General features: G+C 60.4%; 20 protein-coding genes and 1 pseudogene. 14 read left to right on the top strand and 7 right to left on the bottom strand.

All coding sequences use genetic code 11. From position 1 onward, the window contains the following. From J1G33_RS01590 to J1G33_RS01565, 6 genes are all read left to right on the top strand, one after another. Positions 1–1449 (top strand): alginate O-acetyltransferase, encoded by a 1449-nt coding sequence (locus J1G33_RS01590; protein ID WP_032881093.1) that lies wholly within the window; start codon positions 1–3, stop codon positions 1447–1449. An 8-nt stretch (positions 1450–1457) separates the two neighbouring features. Further along, positions 1458–2567 carry a mannuronate-specific alginate lyase gene (locus J1G33_RS01585; protein WP_103733353.1) on the top strand — a complete coding sequence of 370 codons (1110 nt, stop codon included), beginning with the start codon at positions 1458–1460 and terminating at the stop codon, positions 2565–2567. A gap of 228 nt (positions 2568–2795) precedes the next feature. Continuing rightward, a complete protein-coding gene (locus J1G33_RS01580; RefSeq protein ID WP_032877692.1) occupies positions 2796–4328 on the top strand; it encodes an MBOAT family protein in 1533 nt (510 codons plus the stop codon). 11 nt (positions 4329–4339) lie between these two features. Further along, a complete protein-coding gene (locus J1G33_RS01575) occupies positions 4340–5509 on the top strand; it encodes an alginate O-acetyltransferase (protein WP_103733352.1) in 1170 nt (389 codons plus the stop codon). A 16-nt stretch (positions 5510–5525) separates the two neighbouring features. Next, positions 5526–6182 (top strand): alginate O-acetyltransferase AlgF, encoded by a 657-nt coding sequence (locus tag J1G33_RS01570; RefSeq protein WP_005785001.1) that lies wholly within the window; start codon positions 5526–5528, stop codon positions 6180–6182. A gap of 187 nt (positions 6183–6369) precedes the next feature. Further along, entirely contained in the window at positions 6370–7821 is a 1452-nt protein-coding gene (locus tag J1G33_RS01565; protein ID WP_032877695.1) for a mannose-1-phosphate guanylyltransferase/mannose-6-phosphate isomerase, read from the top strand. Between the two features lie 140 nt (positions 7822–7961). Here J1G33_RS01565 and J1G33_RS01560 read toward each other — a convergent pair whose 3' ends face one another. Further along, the gene (locus J1G33_RS01560) at positions 7962–11690 is read right to left on the bottom strand and encodes a DUF6543 domain-containing protein (protein ID WP_223017603.1); all 3729 of its coding nucleotides are present in this window, start codon (positions 11688–11690) and stop codon (positions 7962–7964) included. 193 nt (positions 11691–11883) lie between these two features. Between J1G33_RS01560 and J1G33_RS01555 the strand changes: the two genes are divergently transcribed. From J1G33_RS01555 to J1G33_RS01545, 3 genes are all read left to right on the top strand, one after another. After that, on the top strand, positions 11884–12096 hold the full coding sequence (locus J1G33_RS01555; protein ID WP_148853492.1) for a DUF3077 domain-containing protein: 213 nt from the start codon (positions 11884–11886) through the stop codon (positions 12094–12096). Between the two features lie 167 nt (positions 12097–12263). Continuing rightward, on the top strand, positions 12264–12728 hold the full coding sequence (locus J1G33_RS01550) for a hypothetical protein (RefSeq protein ID WP_005784995.1): 465 nt from the start codon (positions 12264–12266) through the stop codon (positions 12726–12728). Between the two features lie 14 nt (positions 12729–12742). After that, complete coding sequence (locus J1G33_RS01545) at positions 12743–13555, top strand: SDR family oxidoreductase (protein WP_032877698.1); 813 nt, start codon at positions 12743–12745, stop codon at positions 13553–13555. On the opposite strand, the gene J1G33_RS01540 is transcribed toward J1G33_RS01545, so the two are convergent. Continuing rightward, complete coding sequence (locus J1G33_RS01540; protein ID WP_032877699.1) at positions 13552–14409, bottom strand: LysR family transcriptional regulator; 858 nt, start codon at positions 14407–14409, stop codon at positions 13552–13554. The genes J1G33_RS01545 and J1G33_RS01540 overlap by 4 nt on opposite strands. A 111-nt stretch (positions 14410–14520) precedes the next feature. On the opposite strand from J1G33_RS01540, the gene J1G33_RS01535 reads away from it, so the two are divergent. After that, the gene (locus tag J1G33_RS01535; RefSeq protein ID WP_103733348.1) at positions 14521–15708 is read left to right on the top strand and encodes an MFS transporter; all 1188 of its coding nucleotides are present in this window, start codon (positions 14521–14523) and stop codon (positions 15706–15708) included. Continuing rightward, entirely contained in the window at positions 15701–16102 is a 402-nt protein-coding gene (locus J1G33_RS01530) for a nuclear transport factor 2 family protein (RefSeq protein ID WP_103733347.1), read from the top strand. The genes J1G33_RS01535 and J1G33_RS01530 overlap by 8 nt, the downstream gene beginning before the upstream one ends. 506 nt (positions 16103–16608) lie before the next feature. Here the strand turns inward: J1G33_RS01530 and J1G33_RS01525 are convergent. The 4 genes and pseudogenes from J1G33_RS01525 to J1G33_RS01510 all read right to left on the bottom strand — a co-directional run bounded on the left by J1G33_RS01525 (position 16609) and on the right by J1G33_RS01510 (position 21369). Beyond that, positions 16609–17469, bottom strand: a complete 861-nt coding sequence (locus tag J1G33_RS01525) for an HlyD family secretion protein (RefSeq protein WP_032877703.1) — start codon at positions 17467–17469, stop codon at positions 16609–16611. A 10-nt stretch (positions 17470–17479) separates the two neighbouring features. Next, positions 17480–17680, bottom strand: a complete 201-nt coding sequence (locus tag J1G33_RS01520; RefSeq protein ID WP_046070983.1) for a DUF1656 domain-containing protein — start codon at positions 17678–17680, stop codon at positions 17480–17482. Next, positions 17670–19847 (bottom strand): FUSC family protein, encoded by a 2178-nt coding sequence (locus J1G33_RS01515; protein WP_223017602.1) that lies wholly within the window; start codon positions 19845–19847, stop codon positions 17670–17672. Before J1G33_RS01515 ends, J1G33_RS01520 begins: the two co-directional genes overlap by 11 nt. 10 nt (positions 19848–19857) lie before the next feature. Beyond that, positions 19858–21369, bottom strand: a pseudogene (locus tag J1G33_RS01510) (efflux transporter outer membrane subunit). A 181-nt stretch (positions 21370–21550) separates the two neighbouring features. Between J1G33_RS01510 and J1G33_RS01505 the strand changes: the two are divergent. Beyond that, a complete protein-coding gene (locus J1G33_RS01505; protein WP_032877708.1) occupies positions 21551–22519 on the top strand; it encodes a LysR family transcriptional regulator in 969 nt (322 codons plus the stop codon). Positions 22520–22575: 56 nt separating this feature from the next. Here the strand turns inward: J1G33_RS01505 and J1G33_RS01500 are convergent, their stop codons facing one another. Continuing rightward, positions 22576–22968, bottom strand: a complete 393-nt coding sequence (locus J1G33_RS01500; protein ID WP_103734608.1) for a hypothetical protein — start codon at positions 22966–22968, stop codon at positions 22576–22578. Between the two features lie 211 nt (positions 22969–23179). On the opposite strand from J1G33_RS01500, the gene J1G33_RS01495 reads away from it, so the two are divergent. Then, entirely contained in the window at positions 23180–24154 is a 975-nt protein-coding gene (locus tag J1G33_RS01495) for a D-glycerate dehydrogenase (RefSeq protein WP_223017601.1), read from the top strand. A gap of 198 nt (positions 24155–24352) precedes the next feature. Further along, positions 24353–25255 carry a chemotaxis protein gene (locus J1G33_RS01490; protein ID WP_223017600.1) on the top strand — a complete coding sequence of 301 codons (903 nt, stop codon included), beginning with the start codon at positions 24353–24355 and terminating at the stop codon, positions 25253–25255. Positions 25256–25257 lie beyond the last annotated feature (2 nt).

The following is a 25257-nucleotide window of genomic DNA, read 5'->3' as shown; positions in this document are numbered from 1 at the left end:
ATGCACCCACACATGATCAAGCTGTTGAGCCTCTCGGGTCTGACCCTCGGCCTGCTGGCAGCCAGCCAGGGCGTGCGCGCCGATGAAGTGAAAGCACCGACCTTCACCGCCGAACCGTGCTGCAGCCTGTGCCCGGCCGCCCATGACGCGAAGAACTACACCACGCGCTACCAGCAGAACTTCACCACCCTGGTACAAGCCCAGGGCGACTGGCTGTTCCGAACCCAGGAAGACCTGCGCACCGAATTCGACACCACACCGGCCGGCTACAAACGCATGCAGCAATTGCACGATGCGTTCAAGGCCAAGGGCGTGGAACTGGTGGTGGTCTACCAGCCGACCCGTGGCCTGGTGAACCGCAACAAGCTCAACCCTGAAGAAAAAGCCAAGTTCGACTTCGACAAGGCGCTGACCAACTACAAGACCATGCTTGGCCGTTTCGCCAAGATGGGCTACGTGGTGCCGGACCTGTCGCCGCTGACCAACGAGCAGTTGCCGGACGAGCTGCCGGCTCACGACTTCTACTTCCGCGGCGACCAGCACTGGACCCCCTACGGCGCCCAGCGCACGGCGAAGATCGTCGCCGCCAAGGTCAAGCAGATGCCGGAGTACGCCGAGATTCCCAAGCGCGAATTCGAGACCAAGCGCTCGGGCCGCATGGGCAAGACCGGCACCCTGCACAACATGGCCGGGCAACTGTGCGGCACCAGCTATGCGATCCAGTACATGGACCAGTTCACCACCGAGCCCAAGGGCGAAGCCGGTGACGGTGACCTGTTCAGCGATTCGGGCAACCCGCAGATCACCCTGGTGGGCACCAGCCACAGCGGCAAGAACTACAACTTCGCCGGTTTCCTCGAAGAAGAAATCGGTGCCGACATCCTCAACGTCGCCTTCCCCGGCGGTGGCCTGGAAGGCTCGATGTTGCAGTACCTGGGCAGCGACGAGTTCCAGAAGACCCCACCGAAGATCCTGATCTGGGAATTCTCGCCGCTGTACCGTCTCGACCAGGAAACCATCTACCGCCAGATGATGGCGCTGCTGGACAACGGTTGCGAAGGCAAGCCTGCACAGATGTCCGCCAGCACCACCCTCAAGCCCGGCAAGAACGAACTGATGGTCAACAGCGCGAACAAAGACCTGCGCAACGCCAACCATCAGGTCGATATCCGCTTCGCCGATCCATCGGTAAAAACCTTGCAAGCCACCCTCTGGTACATGAACGGTCGCCACGAGGACATCAAGATCGAGAAACCCGAGACATCCGATACAGACGGGCGTTTCGCCTTTGAACTGCGCACCGATGAAGACTGGGCCTCGCAGAACTTGCTGGCCGTGGAAGTGCAGGGCCCGGAAAAGGGTGCTGCCGCGCAGAAAGTCGAAGCGAAAATTTGCACACGCAACGTATTCCCAAGCGGTGGTCAGCAGACCGCTTCAACTGGGCAATGAGGTTACTTATGCAGAAGCTATTGATTCCATCGTTACTGGGCCTGGCGATCTTCGCCGGGGCAGCCAACGCCGCCGCGCCGCTGCGCCCGCCCCAGGGCTATTTCGCACCGATCGAAGCGTTCAAGACCGGCGACTTCAAGGAAAACTGCGACACCATGCCGACGCCCTACACCGGGCCGTTGCAGTTTCGCAGCAAGTACGAAGGTTCGGACAAGGCGCGCTCCACGCTGAACGTGCAGTCGGAAAAAGCCTTCCGCGATAGCACCGCCGACATCACCAAGCTGGAAAAAGACACCAGCAAACGGGTGATGCAGTTCATGCGCGACGGTCGCCCGCAGCAGCTCGAATGCACCCTGAACTGGCTGGTCTCGTGGGCCAAGGCCGACGCACTGATGTCCAAGGACTTCAACCACACCGGCAAGTCCATGCGCAAATGGGCACTGGGCAGCATGGCCTCGGCCTATGTACGCCTGAAGTTCTCCGAATCTCACCCGCTGGCCAACCATCAGCAGGAGTCGCAACTGATCGAAGCCTGGTTCAACAAGCTGGCCGATCAGGTGGTGAGCGACTGGGACAACCTGCCCCTGGAAAAAACCAACAACCACTCTTACTGGGCCGCCTGGTCGGTGATGGCGACCTCCATCGCCACCAACCGTCGCGACCTGTTTGACTGGGCCGTGAAGGAATACAAGGTCGGTGTGAACCAGGTCGATGACCAAGGCTTCCTGCCGAACGAATTGAAGCGTCAGCAACGCGCCTTGTCGTACCACAACTACGCCCTGCCGCCGCTGTCGATGATCGCCAGTTTTGCCCTGGTCAACGGTGTGGACCTGCGCCAGGAAAACAACAGCGCGCTCAAGCGCCTGGGCGACAAGGTGCTGGCCGGGGTGAAAGATCCGGACATCTTCGAGCAGAAGAACGGTAAAGAGCAGGACATGAAGGACTTGAAGCAGGACATGAAATTCGCCTGGCTTGAACCCTTCTGCACCCTCTACACCTGCGCGCCGGATGTGATCGAGCGCAAGCACGGGATGCAACCCTTCAAGACGTTCCGCCTGGGTGGCGACCTGACCAAGGTGTACGACCCGGCGCACGAAAAAGGCAACAAAGGCAGCTGATACATAGCTCCCGGTTGGACTCGGTCCAACTGTGGGAGCTGGCTTGCCTGCGATAGGGGTCTGACATTCAACATTGATGTCGACTGATACACCGCCATCGCAGGCAAGCCAGCTCCCACCGTTAACCCGGTTCCTTCAGTGAAATTGCAATACAACCTCCTCCGAAATCGTGGGGGGGTTTGGGGGGGCTCTGGCCCTTGACTGTTGGTTAAACATGGAGAGATCGGGATGGTTTTCTCGTCCAATGTGTTCCTGTTTCTGTTCTTGCCGATCTTTCTCGGCTTGTACTACTTGAGCGGGCAACGCTATCGCAATCTGCTGCTGCTGATTGCCAGCTACGTGTTCTACGCCTGGTGGCGAGTGGACTTCCTGGCGCTGTTCGCCGCCGTCACGCTGTGGAATTACTGGATCGGCCTCAAGGTCGGTGCCGCCGGCGTGCGCACCAAGCCGGCGCAGCGCTGGCTGCTGCTCGGCGTGGCGGTCGACCTGTGCATCCTCGGCTACTTCAAGTACGCCAACTTCGGCGTCGACAGCATCAATGTAATGATGAAGTCAGCGGGCCTGGAGCCGTTCATTCTCACCCACGTGCTGTTGCCGATCGGGATCTCGTTCTACATCTTCGAGTCCATCAGCTACATCATCGACGTGTACCGTGGCGATACCCCGGCGACCCGCAATCTGATCGACTTCGCGGCGTTCGTGGCAATCTTCCCGCACCTGATCGCCGGCCCCGTGCTACGTTTTCGCGACCTGGCCGACCAGTTCAACAACCGCACCCACACCCTCGACAAGTTCTCCGAGGGTTGCACGCGGTTCATGCAGGGTTTCATCAAGAAGGTATTTATTGCCGACACCCTGGCGGTGGTGGCCGACCATTGCTTCGCCCTGCAAAATCCCACCACTGGTGACGCCTGGCTCGGCGCGCTGGCCTACACCGCGCAGCTGTACTTCGATTTCTCCGGCTACAGCGACATGGCCATCGGCCTGGGCTTGATGATGGGTTTCCGCTTCATGGAAAACTTCAAGCAGCCATACATCAGCCAGTCGATCACCGAGTTCTGGCGGCGCTGGCACATCAGCCTCTCTACCTGGCTGCGTGATTACCTGTACATCACCCTGGGCGGCAACCGCAAAGGCACGCTGACCACCTACCGCAATCTGTTCCTGACCATGCTGCTCGGTGGCCTGTGGCACGGCGCCAACATCACCTACATCGTGTGGGGCGCCTGGCACGGCATGTGGCTGGCGATTGAAAAAGCCATCGGCCTCAATACTGCGCCGCGCAGCTTCAACGTGTTGCGCTGGGCCTTCACCTTCCTGCTGGTGGTGATGGGCTGGGTGATCTTCCGCGCCGAAAACCTGCACGTCGCAGGCCGCATGTACGGTGCGATGTTCAGCTTCAGCGAATGGTCGCTGTCGGAACTCAACCGCGCCAACCTTACCGGCCTGCAAGTGGCAACGTTGGTCGTGGCCTACGCAACCCTGGCGTTCTTCGGCCTGCGCGATTTCTACACCAACCGCCCAGCCGACAAGACCAAGCCGGCCGATCCGAGCCTGATCAAGGCGGTGCCGGGCGACAACCCAGGCAGCATTCACGAGCCCGGTTTCAGCGTGGGCCGTGACGCCGCTGTGCAACCGGCCTACTGGACCGCTGACTGGCCACGCTACGCCATGCGCGCTGCGGTGCTGCTGCTGTTCGTGGCGTCGATCCTGAAACTGTCGGCGCAGAGTTTCTCGCCGTTCCTTTACTTCCAATTCTGAGGGAGCCGACCATGACCCGTTCATTACGCGTCCTCTATATCGGCCTGTTCCTGGTGCTGCTGCTGGCACTGGGGGCGTGGTCACTGCGCAGCTTCTTTGGCTTCAGCACCAACGCTGATGCCACGGTGCTTAACGGTCGCTGGACCAAAGCCGTCGAGACTCACTATGACGAGGAGTTCCCGATCAAGCGCCTGGGCACCAACCTGTGGGCTGCGCTGGACTACAAGCTGTTCAATGAAGGTCGCCCTGGCGTAGTGCTGGGCCGCGACCACTGGCTGTACAGCGACGAGGAGTTCAATCCCGCCGTCAACGAAGACCAGAACCTTGAAGGCAATTACGCACTGGTCGAAGGCGTGCGCCAGAAACTCAAGGCCCAAGGCATCCAACTGGTGATGGCGATTGTGCCGGCCAAGGTGCGCCTGTACCCGGAACACCTGGGTGAGGTGAAGCCGGCGAGCATCCACGCCAACTTGTACCAGGACTTCCACGCCCGGGTCGCCGCCGACAACATCCCGGCTCCCGACCTGCTCGGCCCGCTGCAACAGGCCAAGCTGGGTGGCAAGCAGGTGTTTCTGCGTACAGACACTCACTGGACTCCGGACGGTGCGGAAATCGCCGCCAAGCAACTGGCCAAGGCGATTGCAGACAAGACCCCGCTGAGTGGCGAGCCGCAGCGTTTTGTCACCGAGGCCGAAAAGATCGAGCCACACAAAGGCGACCTGCGTCTGTTCCTGCCCCTGGACCCGCTGTTCGAAAACCTGATGCCGCCTAAAGAGCCGCTGGAAAAACGCGTCACGCACCTGGCCGAAGAAAAAGGTGATGACGCGCTGTTCAGCGACAGCGAAACCCCGGTGGCCCTGGTCGGCACCAGCTACAGCGCCAACCCCAACTGGAACTTCGTGGGCGCGCTCAAGCAAGCCTTGCACAGCGACGTGGTCAGCTACGCCGAAGACGGCCACGGCCCGATCCTGCCGATGCTCAGCTACCTCAAAAGTGACGATTTCAAGAACAACCCGCCCCAGCTGCTGATCTGGGAATTCCCCGAACGCTATCTGCCCGTGAATAACGAAATCGGTGACGCCGACCCAGCGTGGGTTGCGCAGCTTAAACAAGCCGGTTCGCGCCAACAGAACATGGCAATCAACACTAAATCCGAGACGCCCGACCGGGCGCAAAACTGAAAGAGAGGTAACTCACATGACTTTCACTACTACTCCTCGTCGTCTCGCCAAGACCCTGGCTATCGCTGCCGGCCTGAGCTTCGTATCAATGTCCGCCTTCGCCGGTGGTGACGCCGCCCTCTACGGCCCAACCGCGCCAAAGGGCTCCAGCTTCGTGCGCATCTACAACGCCAGCAACCAGGAAGTCAGCGCCACCGTCGGCGCCACCAACCTCAGCGACGTTGCACCGTTGGCCAGCAGCGACTTCAGCTTCATGCCAGGCGGTGACTACAGCGCCAAGGTCGGCAGCCAGACCGTGCCGGTCAAACTCGCCGCCGACCACTACTACACCCTGGTCAACAGCGGAAGCGGCCAGCCGCAATTGATCGAAGAACCGCCATTCAAGAACAAGCAGAAATCCCTGGTACGCGTGCAGAACCTCAGCGACAAGGCCCTGAGCCTGAAAACTGCCGACGGCAAGACCGATGTGGTCAAGTCGGTGGCCGCCAAGGGCCGTGGCGAACGTGAAATCAACCCGGTGAAAGTGAGCCTGGCGCTGTATGACGGTGACAAGAAGGTCGGCGATGTGAAGCCGGTGGCCCTGGAGCGTGGTGAGGCAGCGGTGCTGTATGTCACCGGTTCCGGTTCGAGCCTGTCGCCAGTCTGGGTCAAGCGCCCAGTGTCGACCCGCTGATTATTTCCCTGAGTTGACACGTCCCCTTGTGGGAGCTGGCTTGCCTGCGATGGCGGTCTTGTAGGCGCCATCGCAGGCAAGCCAGCTCCCACACTGACCGGTTTTCAACTCAGGACCGAGACAAAAACAAGAGTGAAACGACAAACCTTCGTAGCTCTGACCCAAACTGATTCAAGGAGAAACACCCATGATCCCAGTAATCCTTTCCGGTGGTAGCGGCTCACGTCTTTGGCCGCTTTCGCGTAAACAGTTCCCCAAGCAGTTCCTGGCCCTGACCGGCGAACACACGCTGTTCCAGCAAACCCTGGAGCGCCTGGTGTTCGAAGGCATGGACTCCCCGATCGTGGTCTGCAACAAGGACCACCGCTTCATCGTCAACGAGCAACTGAGCGCACGTAAGCTCGAATGCCAACGCATCCTGATGGAGCCCTTTGGCCGCAACACCGCACCGGCCGTGGCCCTGACCGCGATGATGCTGGTCAACGAAGGCCGTGACGAGCTGATGCTGGTGCTGCCCGCCGACCACGTGATCGACGACCAGAAAGCCCTGCAACGTGCGCTGGCCCTGGCCACCGTGGCGGCCGAGCGTGGCGAGATGGTGCTGTTCGGCGTACCGGCAACCCGTCCGGAAACCGGCTATGGCTACATCAAGTCCACCAACGACTCGCTGTTGCCCGAAGGCGTGAGCCGCGTGCAGCAGTTCGTGGAAAAGCCCGATGAAAAGCGCGCCATCGAGTTCGTCAAAAGCGGTGGTTACTTCTGGAACAGCGGTATGTTCCTGTTCCGCGCCAGCCGCTTCCTCGAAGAGCTGAAAAAGCACGATCCGGACATCTACGACACCTGCGTACTGACCCTGGAGCGCAGCGAGCAGACCCACGACACCGTGACCTTCGACGACGCCACCTTTGCCTGCTGCCCGGACAATTCCATCGACTACGCAGTGATGGAAAAAACCCAGCGTGCCTGCGTGGTGCCATTGAGCGCCGGCTGGAGCGACGTGGGTTGCTGGGCCTCGCTGTGGGCGGTCAATGATAAAGACGCCAACGGCAACGTGAGCAAAGGCGACGTGGTGATCCAGGACAGCCGCAACTGCATGGTGCATGGCAACGGCAAACTGGTATCGGTGATCGGCCTGGACAACATCGTGGTGGTGGAAACCAAGGACGCGATGATGATTGCCCACAAGGACAAGGTCCAGGGCGTCAAGCAGATGGTCAACACGCTCAACGAGCAAGGCCGTAGCGAAACCCAGAACCACTGCGAAGTCTACCGTCCGTGGGGCTCCTACGACTCGGTGGACATGGGCGGCCGCTTCCAGGTCAAGCACATCTCGGTCAAGCCGGGCGCGTGCCTGTCGCTGCAGATGCACCACCACCGCGCCGAACACTGGATTGTGGTCAGCGGCACCGCGGAAGTCACCTGTGACGACAACGTGTTCCTGCTCTGCGAGAACCAGTCCACCTACATCCCGATCGCCTCAGTGCACCGCCTGCGCAACCCGGGCAAGATCCCGTTGGAGATCATCGAAGTGCAATCGGGCAGCTATCTGGGTGAGGACGATATCGAGCGGTTCGAAGATATCTACGGGCGCTCGACACCGGTTGAACGAGGTGTTTCGGTGAAAACTATCGCGCAATAAAACAGTCGTACAAGAAGCCCTCACCCAACCCATTGCGTCCCCTATCCGCAGTGGGTTGGGTGGGGGCTTTTTGTTTGGGCCTTTGTGGTCAATTTAAAGCCATCATGGGCCCTTACCCAATACCGGCCAACGCCATGGGCTTATATTTTAATCGGCGTTTTCCCATGAGAAATAACGCGATTGACCATTACACGGTCAGGACCAGCTGGGTACTGCAAAGGAATTGCAAACTTCGTCTCCACATAAAAAATATGTGGGTTATGAGAGCTTTGGATAACGTTCAACCCCGACGTATTGATTTCATAGTAGTGCGACATTTTATCCAACGCATTTTGATATTTACGCTTCCCAAAGATGGTTTCGGAAATCTTTTTGGTCGGCATATCTCCTGGCGCCAAGTCCGTAAAGTAATGCCTGCCTTTACCTTGGGGCAGACGTTGACCATCAAAATCTGACGCTGAAGAAGTCAGGGCTTTCTCACCCATGATTTCGTGATGAGGATTTTTCCCGGTGTAGTGATAAAAAACATTCTGACCTTTTACCGGTGGATCCAGCAGCGCCTTTAAACCGTCAGGGACGCCCTCCACTCTAGGTTGCTTATTGGCCGGTTGAGCACTTGTCGCGTTATTCGTGTCGACGTTGCCTGAAAAGCTGCCTTGGTCCAACGGACGCTTGTTCGGCCGGGATGTCCCCGTAGCAGTGGGAACCCCGCCCGGCAATCGGCTCAATCGCCACTCACCGTTACCCGCAGACCCCAGAAATGCTTGAACCCTATAGAGCTTCGACGTCGTCAATGGCGCCTGAGGATCCACGATAGCGACCCGCCCGTCACGTGCGTGGAAGGCCGAATCAATCTGATACACCTTGTTGACCCCGGTACTGTCGGTATAGCGCACGTAAAAATTATCGCCCACATTATAGGTACCGTCCGGCCTCAAAATGCGGCCTTTGATGACATCTTCCGACACGGAAAAGGCGCTCAGATCAAGGTTTGGACTCGTGCCGGCCGTTGGTGCTCTGGCGATGACTGGAGGGGCTGGCGGCACCACCGGGCTTTTGAACACCGGCCGCAACGGCACGGCATTCACATTGGGAATACCAGAGGCGGCCATCGTGAAATCCGAGTAGACCGCACGCATCGCGCCCGGACTTTTGAGCAGCCGCGGCAAGATTCGAGCATTGGCGCGCAAGGCCGTCACGCCAGCCTTTCCTAAGCGAACCCCCATGGAGATGCCTTTTCCGAGCACTGGCAACAAATCAAGGAAGATGGAGGCCACCTCAATGCCGAACTGAACCTTGTTGATTCTCGATTGATGCGCAACCTCTGCGCTGCTGACGCTTTGGTGGTCCGCGTGATCGATGAGCAACTTCACTTTCTGCTTGTACAGCTCATCCTGAAAGTTGCCATCGAAGGGTTTGAGTGTCACCGGAGCGCTCGTCAATTTGAATGCAGTGACGAGCGCATCCAGCGTGCGCAATGGGCTCTTCGTCGGATCGAATGCGCGCTCCTTGATCGCCTCGCCAGCTTTAACCACGTCGTTTTTATCGACCGGCGACGCTCTGCTCGCGGTGTAGAGCCTCCACTCCTTTTTCTCCATCAAGGCGTTCAGCGCATTCACATCCGCCAATTCGCGAAAACACACGCCGTCGGGCGCATTCGGCGTGCACAGTACAAGCGAGGCGTCTGTGTCATTGCCAATCACCATCGCGCCCTGAACCGGCAACCCACGCTGAATAAGGGCACTGGTGACAATTTTTTTCCCATCCACCAGAGGCCGGTCAGCCGGGTCCGGGTAGTCAAGAACAGCCGCGACCCACTGCGCCCCTCGTTTGGTACTGGTGTCTTGGGTAGCGTCTATGTTGTAGGTATTGGGGTTGAGTGCTGCGAGAAAAGCCTCTTTATCCAGCATGTCGCTCAGGTGGGTTTTCCACGCTTTGCGGACGTCGCCGGCAGCACCCGACTCGGCATCCGTGGCCAACTCCTGTTTAAGCAGCTCGGTATAGGCGCCTCCCACATCGGCAGTGTTGACCAACGCTTTGAGCTGCTCGGTATCCAGGACGACCTGCTTGCCATCGTCGCCCAGCAGAGGGTTGCCGTGAGTATCGGTCAGCGGCAGTTCGAAGGTGGACCGGCTGAAATGGCCGTGCTGGACGGCTGGAAACTCACTGGGGTTTTTCAGCGCCAGATCAGTCAGCGATACGCGGTGCTGCTTGACGGTGAGCGTATGACTGCTGCTTTGCCCGCCAGAGTGAGGATTGGACCTGGTTTTCACCCGCACCATCAGCTTGTCCGCATCGACCTGCGCAGCGGGGAACTGCCGTTTGATCGCTTCGTTCATCCGATCGCGGGAAAAGCTACCCAGAGAAGGAAGAGTTGCCAGCGATGACGCCAGCGCATTTGCACTGCGGTCCTCGGAGTGTTCCAGGTAATCAAACAACGCTTCCTGGGCCGGGCTCAGGTTTTTCAGCCACTCGGGGGCCAGCTTGTCAGCCAGTTGTTCATCTCGCGCCGCCATGGCGTTTTCGCCACTGAGCAGGTACGACCAGTCAGCGGCATCATCCATGCGCTTGAGTGCTCCCGGCTCTGTCGATACCCGGGCGAGATTCGCAACGACTTCCTCCTGCTGACGCTTGAGCATCCAGGGGATGCCCTCGGCCAGCACATCCCCCGTCAAGGGTTCGGCGCTCAACATCACATCGTCGCCAGAAGGCGGTTCCGACTTGTTTTGTAACGACAACGGCAGTGTTTGCAACAGTAGGTCCGCGTCGGTGCCCCCCTCATCAAGGCGCGCTGCAATCGCCTGGCGCGCCAGGGCTGGCGTCGCAAACTGCTCGAACCCCTCACCCGGGGTGTACAGCACGACCGGCCCATTAGTCTCATCGAGTGCCAAGGTCCGGCCTTTGGTCCAGACGGGGGGCGTCGCCCCGGAACCGTCGGTGCTGGTGATTAGGAAGCAGCCCGCCATCAAGGCTCCCCGCTCGCTACCGTCATCAACGGTAAGCGGGTAGACACCAGGGCGTGCGCCATTGGGGAAGACAGCTTCCCGTTCAGCCAGCGTGGGGTATTGCAGTGCTGCGTCGATCAACCGCTTGCTCGCCGCGCTCAGTGTTCCATCGCTCACGCGCAATGCCGCCAGCGTCGACAGTTGTTGCTTGTGCAAGGTCAACAACTGGTCTTGAGGGGCCTGCAGAACCTGAGGGTCTTTCAACGTCGGGCGGGGGGTTGTCCAGAAGGTTTGAAGGGCCATCGGAAACTGCGTGACCATGCGCTGGGCAATCGTATCCAGTGTCAACTGTGGCGTGACGAGGGTGCCCGGGCTAGTGTCCGTGTCCGGGGTAAAAATGCCGGACTGTTCAACATCGTCAACGACGGGCTGCTGGCCAGGATTGGCCAGCAAGGTCGCAACCTTCCTGTTCAAGGCGTCCAGCACCGGCTCGGACGACAGTGTTTTGATAGAGCCATCGTCCTGCTCGACCCAGCGCTTGAAGACCAGGTCTTGTGGCTTCAGGGTCGACATGTACGGAAACATTTGGTCCACTTGCTGGCGCAGGAAGTCCTGGAAGCTCGGTTGCTCACCGTGCAAACGCTGCATGTCGCGGGACTGAAGGGCGTGTTGGGTGACAAACGCCTCCTGATTGGTAACCTTGAATTGCTGCATGAGCCGTGGGTATTCCACCCCGACCGGGGGTATGCCGGCCGAGGTGGGAAGAGGAATACCGTCCGGCGCGTAGGTCAATACCGGTGGCAGGTGAACAGGGGGTTGCGCAGATGTTTCAACGGCAATATCGGTTTGGGTGGCCAATGCGTTTGGAGCAACAACGCTTTGTGGGGGGGAAAGGTGGGTCGAGTTTTCGGTCGCTGCAAACATGAAATAAACCTTACATAGAAGAGTTGAACGTCGCCGCTACCTCCCTGTAGGTCGTCAGATAAGTGGACGTTTAATGCGCTCCGGTTCCTGTCCCGAATGTAAGCTCAAGTAGCAGAACGCTGTGAGCTCTGCTGAAAATGCAAGACCAAGTACCAGGGCACTGTACGGTCCTATTGATTGAAGTGAAAAACACCTGCCTGGCGTACAGCCCCTTCCCCTCGAACATGCGCTGGAACATGCCAGTCATGTACTGGGCACCACTCGAGTCCTCACCCTGGCTGCTCAGGACCTATACACCGAACACCAGAGCTACCTGAATTGGGCCAGCTTGCAATTAGCCGAAACCGGCTTGGCCTTGGTCGAGGCCCACATCGAAGGTTTGCAGGTGGACGCTGCTGCTCAGTAAGTAAGTCATCGGGAGCAAGCCCCCTCCCACATTTGAATGTGTTCACAAATCAAAGGTGGGAGGGGGCTTGCTCCCGATGAGGCCCGCACGGCCACCACAGCACTCAAGTTAACCAATCCCACCTACGCTTAAGTTAGGATGCTCGTTCCCCATTCGAGGTGGTCTCCATGTTCTTCGGCGTTCTCCTGATCATCACCTGGCTGATCCTGCTGCTGCGCTACCCGGCGAAGGCGCTGCCGGTTTCGCTGGCGGCTGCCGTCGGCCTGGGTTTCGTCGCCGTCTGGGTGGTGTGGCTGGACAACCGCGAAGCCGCGCAACTGGCACGCCTTGAGTTGCGCATCAGCTATGCCCCGCAGGACTGCCCGGCCGACCGCCCACTGAAATTGACCCTCAACAACGGCAACGACGTGCCGTTGACCGAACTGCGCTGGCGCGTGGCCGCCTACGCGCCGGGCGACACGGTCAACCTGGCCGACAATGTCTACGCCGCCCCACGCTATCGAGGCCCCGGCGAGTTGCAGGCCGGGGCCACCTGGGACGATTGCCTGCCCACACCGCCACTGCGCCCCGGCTATCGCCCGCAAACCCTGGAATTTCGCGCCGAGCACCTGCAAGGCAGTTTCTCGGACTGACAAAGGAATGATGCATGCCCAACGTACTGATCACCGGTTGCTCCAGCGGCATCGGCCGCGCCCTCGCCGACGCGTTCAAAGCCGCAGGCTTCAACGTGTGGGCCAGCGCCCGCCAGCCAGATGACGTCGCCGCCCTCGCTACCGCTGGCTTCAATGCCGTGCAGTTGGACGTCAATGACAGCGCCGCCTTGCAACGCTTGGCCGAACAAATGGGCGAACTGAATGTGCTGGTCAACAACGCGGGCTACGGCGCCATGGGCCCGTTGCTCGATGGCGGCACCGAGGCGATGCGACGCCAATTCGAAACCAATGTGTTTTCCATCGTTGGCGTCACCCAGGCACTGTTTCCCGCGTTGCGCCGCAGCAAAGGACTGGTGGTGAATATCGGCAGCGTTTCCGGGGTATTGGTGACGCCGTTCGCCGGCGCCTACTGCGCATCCAAAGCCGCTGTCCATGCCTTGAGCGATGCCCTGCGCATGGAACTGGCACCGTTTGGCGTGCGGGTGATGGAAGTGCAGCCCGGTGCGATCAATACCCATTTTGCGAAGAATGCCGGGGCCCAGGCCGAATTGTTGATCAACGAAACATCGCCCTGGTGGCCGTTGCGCGAAGGCATTCGGGCGCGCAGCCAGGCCTCCCAGGACAAGCCAACCCCAGCCACTGAATTTGCGGCGGATGTGCTCAAGGCCGTGCAGCAAGCGCAGCCACCGCGTCTGCTAAGGTCGGGCAATGGCAGCCGGGCGTTGCCATTGATGGCGGCGCTGTTGCCCAAGGGGTTGCTGGAGAAGGTGTTGAAGAAGCGCTTTGGGTTGGGCGGTAAACTCTAACCCTTCATAAAATCAATAAACGCCCGCACCTTAAGCGGTAAATGCCGGGTATCCGGATACATCGCGTAGACCCCTTGGGGCGCGAAGCGATAGTCCGCCAATACACGCACCAGCCGTCCCGCCTCCAAATCCTCCTGCACAAGCCACTGTGGCAAGATCGCCACACCGTGGCCACGCACCGCAAACGCCTGGAGCACCGCCGCACTGTCGGCCACCAAGGCGGCCGGACCTGCGCGGTATTGATGCCCATCGCCGGCAGGGTCGGTCACGCTCAACTCCGTCAAGCGGCCATGGCCCAGCCTGGGCACCTGCTCCAACTCCTCCAGGGTCTGAACGCCCGCAAACGCTGGCGCAGCGACGGCGAACACTTCAAACGTCGACAACCGCACCGCTCGATGATTGGAGTCCAGCAAGCGCCCCAGGCGAATAGCCACGTCAAAACGCTCGGAGATCAAATCGGCGTGGGTGGAGGATGTGGATAAGTGGATATTCAGGTCCGGGTGCAGGCGGCGAAACGCTTCCACCGCCGGGGCGACCACGGCCAGGGCATACTCGACGGTGGTGGTGATGCGCAGCGTGCCTTTGAGCTGCGCATGTTCGGAACGGGCCTCTTCCACCGCCAGGCGCGCCTCTTCGAGCATTCGTGTGCAGCGCAGGTAGAAACGTTCGCCGGCATCGGTGAGCGCCAGCTGGCGAGTGTTGCGGGTCAGCAGGGTGACGCCCAGCTCCGCCTCCAGGCGCTTGAGGTTGAAGCTGACCACGGCGCGGGTCTGGCCGAGCAGATCCGCGGCGGCCGTGAGCGAGCCGGCCTCGACCACGGCCTTGAAGGTGTCGAATCGATCCAGGCTGACCATGGCCACGCCCTCCGTTTGTCAAAATATTTTTGACAAACTAACAGGCAAACCGACGTATCCCAAACCCTGCTTGCCGCCTACCCTGCGCGCCTCATTCGCAGGATCGCGTTCATGACCTACCGCTCGAAAATTGCCTGGATCTTTCTACTGGGTTTTGCCCTGGACCTGGTGAACATGTTTGTCGCCACCGTCGCCTACCCGGACATCGCCCGCGAACTGCACGCCTCGGTCACGCAACTGGCGTGGATCAGCAATGCCTACATGCTCGGGCTGACGGTGATCATTCCCTTGAGTGTGTGGCTGGCGGCGCTCATGGGCGAGCGCACCCTGATCGCCACCAGCCTGCTGCTGTTTGCCGGGGCATCGGTGATGGTCGGCCAGGCCGGCTCCATCGACGCGTTGATTGGCTGGCGCGCTGTGCAGGGGCTCGGCGGCGGCTTGTTGATTCCGGTGGGGCAAGCCATGGCTTACCGACACTTTCCCGCGGCCGAGCGCAGCCAGTTGACGGCGCGGGTCATGTCGGTGGCATTGCTGGTACCGGCATTGTCTCCGGCGCTGGGTGGGGTAATTGTCGACAGCCTGTCCTGGCGCTGGATTTTCTACGCCAACCTGCCTCTGGCGCTGGTGACCCTGCTGCTGGCGCTGCTGTGGATAAAACCCGATGTGCCTTCCACCGTACGCCCGCCCCTGGACCTGGGCAGTATGTTCAAACAAGCAGCCAGCCCGATGCTGCGTGTGGCAATGCTGGTTTACCTGTGTATTCCGGGGATATTTATCGGCACCAGCCTGATCGCCATCCTCTACGTGCGTGACCTGGGGTATGACGCCACCCAGACCGGCGTGCTCATGTTGCCGTGGGCACTGGCCTCGGCAGTGGCGATTTACTTGAGCAAAAAACTCTTCAATCGCTGCGGCCCGAAACCTTTGCTGCTGGCGGGCATGGTGCTGCAATGCGGCGGCATCCTGTTGCTCAACGAGCCGGCGCTGATCATTGCGGCCTACGTCTTGATGGGCCTGGGCGGCAGCTTGTGCAGCAGCACCGCGCAAACCCTGGCCTTTCTGGATATTCCCGCCGAGCGCATGGGCCACGCCAGCGCGTTGTGGAACATGAACCGGCAAGTGAGCTTCTGCGTCGGCGCCGCCTTGCTCAGTGCAGTACTGTCGACCTTGGATTCCTTCGCCATAACCTTCACGATAGCGGCAGCTCTGACCCTGTTGCCGCTTTTCGCAGTGTTGCGCCTGGATGCCTCCAGGATACGCACGCTGCTTCACCCTTGCAGCGAGCCCAAGCATGATTGACTACAGCGATTTTTTTGAGGAAGTGATCCAGACTCACGTCGAGATCGAACAATGGTTTGCCGGGGTTGCACCTGAGGGCACGCTGGAAAACCTGCTGGCACGCTTCTCACCGGAGTTCAGCATGGTCGCGCCGGCCACCGGCACCCGGGTCAACAGGGCCGGGGTTAATGCATTGTTCACGCGCCTGGGAGGGATGCGGCCGGGGTTGAAAATCACCTTGAGTGAAATGACCGGGATTGATCGTCATGCGCGGGGAGCCACGGTGACGTATCGCGAGCATCAGGTGGATGACAGTGGCACCCAGACAGATCGCCGCGCCACGGTGGTGTTCGAGAAGCAGGCCAGTGGTGCGCTGCTTTGGCGGCACTTGCATGAGACGTTTATCAAAGCTTAACGCGGGCCTGAATGTGGGAGAGGGCTTGCCCCCGATGAGCATAGGTATCTACACAACTTTGTAGTCGCCAATGGTAACCACGATGCGAAGCGAGCCGCTCTTGCTCTTGATCTGCTTTTGATCTTAGGCGCCCCGTTAAACCACGCTGGCCGGAATTCGACAGGGATTTGGGGGGTAAACCGGCAGGGATGCCGGTTTAGCCGCCCCGCGCCATGGATGGCGCGTGGCGGCGGCCCCCCAAATCACTGTCGGATTACGGGCACACCGAGCCTAAGCGAGGTGCCGAGTGGTGGGGCAAGAGCCCTTTGGTTACTTTGGGGCTCTTTTCCAAAGTGACCCGCTGTAAAAGCGGAACCAATAGCAGCCGTTACCCAAATAACGGATATGTACTCGGTCTGATCCAACATCCTGGTCGGCTGTCAGGCCGCCATCGGGGGCAAGCCCCCTCCCACAGGGGCCCGCGGTATACCGAAAAGTTGTGTAGATACTCATGCCCCTCCCACAGTTTAGTTTTGTGTTGGGTTGACGATCACAGTGCAGGTAATCCCGGCCGCCAACAGCACGCCCTCCGGCACTTCATCAATGTGAATCCGCACCGGCACACGCTGCGCCAACCTTACCCAGTTGAACGTCGGGTTCACATCGGCAATCAGCTCACGGCTCTCGGGGTTGTCGCGGTCGTAGATGCCACGGGAGATGCTTTCCACGTGACCCTTGAGTGTCTCGCCACTCATCAATTGCATATCGGCTTTATCCCCGACGTTGACGTGGGGCAGCTTGGTTTCTTCAAAGAAGCCATAGACCCAGAACGAATTCATATCCACCACAGCCATCTTCGCTTCACCGATACGCGCATAGTCGCCGCGATGCACGTTGAGGTTGGTGACGTAGCCATCCACCGCCGCCAGCACGCGGGTACGTTTCAAGTTGAGTTCGGCGGCTTCCAGTTGCGCCAGGGCGTGCTGGTAATCGGCCAGGGCCGAGTCAGCGATATTACTGGCGTCGTCGCGGTTTTCCCTGGAGATCACCAGGGCGTCGAGGTCGGCGCGGCGGTGGGCGTTGAGCTTGCGCATCTCCCAGGTAGCCTTGCGTGAGGCCACCAGCGATTGAGCTTGCTTGACGGCAATGCGGTAGTGCTCGGGGTCAATCTGCATCAGCAGGTCGCCTTTTTTTACCAACTGGTTATCGCGTACCGGCACGTCCACCACCTCGCCGGTCACGTCAGCCGCGACGTTGATGATGTCGGCGCGTACGCGGCCGTCGCGGGTCCATGGCGTTTGCATGTAGTGCACCCACAACGTGCGGCCAATCCAGATCGCCAAGGCCAGAACCAGCAAGGTCGCGAGCAGGCTGAAAAACTTTTTCATCGGGGCATTCTCAACGGTAGACGCTCAGCGCCAGGGCGCCGAACAGGCAAGCGAACAGGCTCAGGCGCAGCAACGCCGGGTGCCAGAAAAACCGATACAGGTCGAACCCGGCCAGGAAGCGATCAATCGCCCAGGCCAACACCGCGGCGATCAGGAACATCAGGGTCATGGTCGGCATATAGATGCCATGAAATGCGATTTCACGAGGCATTCGAGGCTCCTTTTAGGGCCGCCAGTGGGGATTGCGGGTCGAGCAGCGAAGTGCGGATAAAGTGCAGGTAGCTCTTCACCCGGCGCAGGGCCGAGGTATCGAAGTGCGGGGCGAAAGGTTCGTCGGTGGCCTGCACGCGGCTGATCGCATGGTCGACGGCGATCAAGCCGCGCTCCAGGTTGCTGGCGCTGGGTTGCAGGAACAAGCGCACCAGCGAACGGCCCATCACGCGGATTGCCTGGCGCCACGGCTGGGACTCGGCATAGGCCGGATGCACCGGCAGGATCGCCTGCTCCTTGCGCAACTCGATGATTGCGTGGCCGACCTCCAGCACCACGAACATCCAGCGCAGCAGGTCGCGTTGCACCTGCGGCTGGCCGGCCGCGAGGCCGTAAGCCTGATGCAGCAGGTCGCGGGTACGGCTTTCAAAACTCGACGCCAGGCCCTTGAGCTTGCCGCTGATCGCATACACCACCTGCTCACGCAGGTCCTGCTCCAGGCGGCGCCACAGCCAGCGGCTGTTGGGTGGCAGGATGATCGCCCCCGCCGCCGCGCACACCAACATGCCGATGACCATGGCGATGTAGTCGTTGATAAAGGTGTAAGGGTTGTAGACCGTGAGGTTGTCCGGCACCGAGCCGGTGCTGAAGAAAATCAACAGGCCCACGCCGACACCGGCGTACTGCGGGCGGGAGGAGAGGAAAGCACCGAAGATGATCACCGGTGCGAGCATCACGCACAGCAGCGGGAAGCCGTCGATCCAGGGGAACACGAAGAACATTTCGACAAAGCCGACCAAGGCGCCGATCAAGGTGCCGCAGGCCATCTGGAACGCCATGCGCTTGGGGTTGGGTGTGGCAGCGGAGAGGCCCACCGTGGCCGCCGCGATCAAGGTCATGGTCGCGCCGCAGGGCCAGGCGGTGGCTACCCAGTAACTGCCCAGCACGATCAGGATAAACGAGGCCCGCACCCCGGCGGCGGCGCAGGCCAGCCAGTTGGTTTTTGGTGTATAGGCTTCGTGCCAGTCTTCCCGCGCATGGCGGTGGTCAGCCAGGGACGCGTGGGTTTGCGCGTAGTTGTGCAGGTCGTCGACGAAGCGGTACAGCAGCTCGTAGGCGGTATGAAAGTCCAACTGCTCGGCTTCGGTCGGGTTACCGTCCTGGAAGCTCGCCCGCAGGCTGCGCACCTTGGCGGGCAGGTCGTCCTTGTAGGCGCTCAGTTGATTAACCAGACGCGCGGCGTCCGGGCTGGTGAGGGCGCGGCCCGAGAAGCTGTCGAGCACTTCGGCCAGGTCTTGCAGGCCGGGTTTGATCGCTGCGACCACATGATCGGCCTCATCGGCACGCAAGCGTTCAAGCAACTGGTGCAAGGCGTTGAAGCGCGTGGTGATGCTCATGAATTCGCTGTTGAGGCGACTGAGCCGCCCGTTGCGTCGGCGCATGTGCGGGTCTTCGAACACGGTGACGCTGCGCAGCCCTTCCAGGCCCACGGCTTCGGCGATAAAGCGCACGTTACTGGCCTCGAACCCTTCGCGTTGGCTGCGCCCGCGCAGGCCGTCGGTGACGAACAGCGCGAACACGCCAAAGCGCTGGTACAGCGCGTTGCGCATGGCGGCGCTGGAGGTCTGCGGGAGGATGGCGGCGCTGACCACTGTCGAGCACAGAATCCCCAGAGAGATTTCCAGCACCCGCCACACCGCTGCCATAAAGGCGCCGTCCGGGTGAGCCAGCGCCGGCAGGCCGACCATCGCGGCGGTGTAGCCGGCAAGCACAAACCCATAGGCGCGGAAGTTGCGGTTGCGCGTAGCGCCAGCGGTACAAATGCCCACCCAGATCGCCAGCGCGCCGAGGAACAGTTCGGTGTTCTGTGCAAACAAGGCGATCAACAGCACCATCACCGCCGAGCCCGCCAAGGTACCGAGGAAACGGTAGAAACTCTTGGCGAACACCTGGCCGCTCTGGGGCTGCATCACGATAAACACGGTGATCATCGCGGTGCGCGGTTGCGGCAGTTCCAGGCGCATCGCCAGCCACAGCGTGAGGAACGCGGCGACCAGTACCTTGAAGATATACACCCAGGTCACGCCGTCGCTGCGTGCCCAGTCGAAAAAGCCACGGCGCCACTCAAGGGAATGCAACCAGCGCAGCGGTGCAGGCAAGGAAGTCATCGAATCCTACTCAGTGGTCGAACACGGCAAGTGCCGCCGGGGTCTTGCTTGGAAGGGTCTTGGCATCCTGGGGCACATCGTTGCCGGCACCAAGGCCGCCGCCCAATGCCGTTACCAGTTCGGCATGGGCACTCAGGCGCGCCGCCTGCACCTGTTGCTCGACCTGTTGCTGACGGAACAGCAGGGTCTGGGCGTTGAGCACATTGAGGTAGTCGGTGAGGCCACGCTGGTAGGCGATCATGGCGATATCGTAGGTCTTCTGCGCCGAGGCCGCCGACTGCGCGGCGAAAGCCGACTGCTTGTCCATGGACTCGCGGCGGATCAACTGGTCGCTGATGCCCTTGAGCGCATTGACCAGCGTCTGGTTGTACTGGGCGACCGCGATGTCATAGCCGGCACTGGCTTCGCCCAATTGAGCACGCAGGCGGCCGCCATCAAAGATCGGCAAGGTGATCGCCGGACCGACGTTGTAGTTGAATTTCTTGCCAGCCAGGAACTCCAGCATACCGCCGCCCGTGGCCATGTAGCCGAGGCTGCCGACCAGGTCGACGTTGGGGTAGAAACCGGCGTGGGCCACATCGATGCCACGGGCCTGGGCCGCCACCTGCCAGCGGCTGGCGACCACATCCGGGCGTTGGCCGAGCAGTTGCGCAGGCAGGCTTGAGGGCAACTTCAATGGCGCGGCGAGGGCCAGGGTCGGGCGTTGCAACTGCGCACCCTCGCCCGGGCCTTTACCGGCCAGCGCCGCCAACTGGTTACGGCTCAGGGCGATTTCCTCGTCCAGGGCATCCAGTTGGCGATGGGTTTCCGGCAGCGGGGTTTCGGCCTGGCTGACGTCGAAGTGGGTGCCGATCCCGGCGTTAAGGCGTTTGTTGGCCAGGTCGAGAATCTGCTGTTGCTGGGCCAGGGTGGCCGCGGCGATATCGCGGTCGGCGTAATGCAACGACAACTGGATATAGGCGCGCACCACGTTGTTCTGCAGTTCGAGCTGGGCCTGACGTGCTTCGGCAGCGCTCATGTGCGCCAGGTCGACCGCACGTTCGGTGCTGTTGCTTTCCCGCCCCCACAGGTCGAGGGCATAACTCAGACCCAGGGACGAGTTGTTATCCCAGGTGTTGGCGCCGCTCAATTCGCCGGGGCCGTAGAACTGATCTTTCGGCCAGTTGTGGCGCTTGAGGGTGGTATCGCTATTGATCTGCAACGACTCGGCCGACTCCGCAATCCCGGCCAGCGCCCGCGCTTGCCGCACGCGTGCGGCGGCCACGGCCAGGCTGGGACTGTTCTGGGTGGCGAGTTCGACCCAACGGTTGAGCTGCGGGTCGCCGTAGGCTTGCCACCATTAGGCGGTGGGCCAATGGGCGTCCTGGGAGGCGTCTTGAATGGCTTCATCGGTGGCCAGGGTATTGGCGTTGAGGGCCTGGCCTTGGGGGGCAATTCCTCCGGTTCCGATGCAACCGCTGATGGCTAACGATAAGGCCCAAACACTGAGAGTCTTCAGCTCTCTGCTGATGCGACGCGGCACGGCAAGCGAATTCCTGAGAGGTGTTGCGCAAGAGGTGGCGCAATTCTAGGCGGCAGCATGGAGGACGATAAGCTGGTATTCCTGTGAATCTTTGTTACCGTTCAGGCGATAATCCGTTGGTAGGGATCACTGGTCGGCGTAACTTTCTGTCACAATTTGTCATCTCCCTTGAGAACACTCCATGGACACTTTGCAAAACATGCGCGCTTTCAGTTGCGTGGCCGAAGCCGGCAGCTTCACCGCCGCCGCCGTGCAACTGGACACCACCACGGCCAATGTCTCGCGCGCGGTCTCCAACCTTGAGGCCCACCTGCAAACCCGCTTGCTCAACCGCACCACCCGGCGCATCGCGCTGACCGAGGCCGGTAAACGTTATTTGCTGCGTTGCGAGCAGATCCTCGCCTACGTCGAAGAAGCCGAGGCCGAGGCCAGCGACGCCCACGCCCGCCCTGCCGGGCAGTTGAAAGTGCACACCATGACCGGGATCGGCCAGCATTTCGTCATCGACGCGATTGCCCGTTACCGCCGCACCCACCCCGACGTGACCTTCGACCTGACCCTGGCCAACCGCGTACCGGACCTGCTCGACGAGGGCTACGACGTGTCCATCGTGCTGGCCAGTGAACTGCCGGACTCGGGTTTCGTGTCCCAGCGCCTGGGCATCACCTACAGCATTGCCTGTGCTTCCCCGGAATACGTCAAGGCCAAGGGCTGTGCACAGCGGCCGCAGGATTTGCTCAACCATGCGTGCCTGCGCCTGGTCAGCCCGGTGATCCAACTGGACAAATGGACCTTCAACGGGCCTGAAGGTCAGGAAAGCGTGGCGATCAACAGCTCGCCGTTCCTGGTCAACTCGGCCGACGCGATGAAAACCGCAATTACCAGCGGCATGGGCGTAGGCCTGCTGCCGGTGTATGCCGCCATCGAAGGGCTGCGCAACGGCACACTGGTGCGGGTGATGCCGACCTACCGCTCCCAGGAACTGAACCTGTACGCCATCTACCCTTCGCGCCAATACCTGGATGCGAAGATCAAGACCTGGGTGGAGTACCTGCGTGGTTCGTTGCCGGAAATTCTGGCGGCGCACCAGGCGGAGCTGGTGGCGTATGAATTGAGCGGTGGTTTAGGTGGTGCTCGCTTGAGTAATTGAGCCAGGCATGCGGTGACTGGTTTTGAACAGGTCACCGTATGCCTTGATAGGACGCATCATCTGACGGTGAAGGTCGTCCACTCAGAGGTTTCTTTGCCATCGATGAAGTAAAGACAAAGACCAAGCTCGTTTTTATGCAACTTTTCAATCTTTTCCTTGGGTACGGTAACAACGTAAGGTTTCACCTCTATCACTGGAACGGTCTCGTTATAGTCGCCATCCGAAGGCGTATTGCTGAACAAATATAAAACGAACTCCTGACCCTCCAGCATAGTGTCGTAATCCACCCCAACCTTCAGCCCCGTCCCAGGTACATGGTCGACGAACAACTCGCCATTGACGATCAATTCGATTGTGGGAGCCTGCGGCAAAGCCTCGTCAGGCTCGTTGCGTGTTTTACCAGCGGCTAAAAAATCCCTGATTCGCTTTATCTCATCGTCGATATTCATAAGAGTGATCTCCTGTTTAACAAAGGCATCAACCCCTGCCTTGAAAAACGAGAATAGGCGCTCACGTATTGGCCGAACAGCTCGTAGTTTTCACAGTTGACAGGTATTAAAACCAATGGAAGAGAAGCAGGACCGATCAAAACCCTGCAAAATTCTTATCGGGAATGTTAGCGTGCTTGGCATTCTTCCGTAGTCGACGAGCCCGCCTGCCATGAAAAAGACTGTCCTGGCCTTCAGCCGCATCACCCCACCGATGATCGAACGCCTGCAACAGGATTTCGAGGTGATCGTGCCCAACCCCAAACTGGGTGATATCAACGCGCAGTTCAACGACGCCCTGCCCCATGCCCACGGCTTGATCGGCGTGGGCCGCAAGCTGGGCCGTGAACAGCTTGAAGGCGCGAGCAAGCTTGAAGTGGTGTCCAGTGTATCGGTGGGCTACGACAACTACGACGTGCCGTACTTCAACGAGCGCGGCATCATGCTGACCAACACCCCTGATGTACTCACCGAAAGCACTGCCGACCTGGCCTTTGCGTTGCTGATGAGCAGCGCACGCCGGGTGGCCGAGCTGGACGCCTGGACCAAGGCCGGTCAGTGGAAAGCCAGCGTCGGCGCGCCGTTGTTTGGCTGCGATGTACACGGCAAGACCCTGGGCATCGTCGGCCTGGGCAATATCGGCGCGGCCGTGGCCCGGCGTGGGCGCCTGGGTTTCAACATGCCGATCCTGTACAGCGGCAACAGCCGCAAGACTGCGCTGGAGCAAGAACTGGGCGCGCAGTTCCGTAGCCTGGACCAGTTGCTGGCCGAGGCGGATTTTGTCTGCCTGGTGGTGCCATTGAGCGACAAGACCCGTCACCTGATCAGCACGCGCGAATTAGGCCTGATGAAGTCCAACGCGATCCTGATCAATATTTCCCGTGGGCCGGTGGTGGATGAACCGGCGCTGGTCGAAGCCCTGCAAACCCAGAAAATTCGCGGTGCCGGGCTGGATGTGTATGAAAAGGAACCGCTGGCCGAATCGCCGCTGTTCCAGTTGAGCAATGCCGTGACCCTGCCGCACGTCGGTTCGGCCACCGGTGAAACCCGCGAAGCCATGGCCAATCGTGCTTTGGATAACCTGCGCAGCGCACTGCTGGGCCAGCGCCCGCAGGACCTGGTGAACCCGCAGGTCTGGAAGGGCTGATACATAACCCAATGTGGGAGGGGGCTTGCTCCCGATGGCGGTGGATCAGTTGTACATCTGCTGACTGACACGCCGATATCGGGAGCAAGCCCCCTCCCACATTAGCAGTGCCCGACACAAAATCCGGTTAAAGCCCAGGCCAGCCGAGTCGATAACCTTCCATAGATGATCGTCATCCCTGATCCACAGAAGGTTTTTATGCCCACCACCAAAGCCCGCGCAGACTCACTTTCGCTTCTGCTCTTTACCCTGCGCAGCGGCAAGCTGATGGCCATCAACCTGTTGAAAGTCAGTGAAATCATCCCCTGCCCGCCGCTGACCAAGCTGCCGGAGTCCCACCCGCACGTCAAAGGCATTGCCACCTTGCGCGGCACCTCGCTGTCGGTGATCGACTTGAGCCGCGCCCTCGGTGAAATGCCCTTGCAAGACCCGGACGGCGGCTGCCTGATCGTCACCGACGTCAGCCGTTCCAAGCAGGGTTTGCATGTGCAGGCAGTGAGCAAGATCGTGCATTGCCTGACCACCGACATCCGCCCGCCACCCTACGGCTCCGGGGGCAACCGTGCATTTATCACTGGGGTAACCCAAGTGGAAGGTGGCCTGGTACAGGTGCTGGATATCGAGAAAGTCATCCACGGCATCGCCCCGGCACCGATTGAAACGGCGCCGACCGACCTGACCATGGAAGAAGCCGAAGTGCTCGGCAACGCCCGCATCCTGGTGGTGGACGACAGCCAAGTGGCCTTGCAGCAGTCGGTACACACCCTGCGTAACCTTGGCCTGACCTGCCACACCGCGCGCAGCGCCAAGGAAGCCATCGATGTGTTGCTGGAACTGCAAGGCACGGGCGAGCAGATCAATGTGGTGGTGTCGGATATCGAGATGTCCGAGATGGACGGCTACGCCCTTACCCGCACCCTGCGCGAAACCCCGGATTTCAAGGACCTATACGTGCTGTTGCACACTTCCCTGGACAGCGCGATGAACAGCGAGAAAGCCCGCCTGGCCGGTGCCGATGCGGTGCTCACCAAGTTCTCCTCCCCGGAGCTGACCAAGTACCTGGTCATCGCCGCGCAAACCGTGGCACAAAAGGGCCTGTAAGC

The sequence above is a fragment of the Pseudomonas sp. P867 genome (genome assembly GCF_019891455.1).
Classification (GTDB): Bacteria; Pseudomonadota; Gammaproteobacteria; order Pseudomonadales; family Pseudomonadaceae; genus Aquipseudomonas; species Aquipseudomonas synxantha_A.
This window is presented reverse-complemented; position numbering and strand designations above follow the sequence as displayed.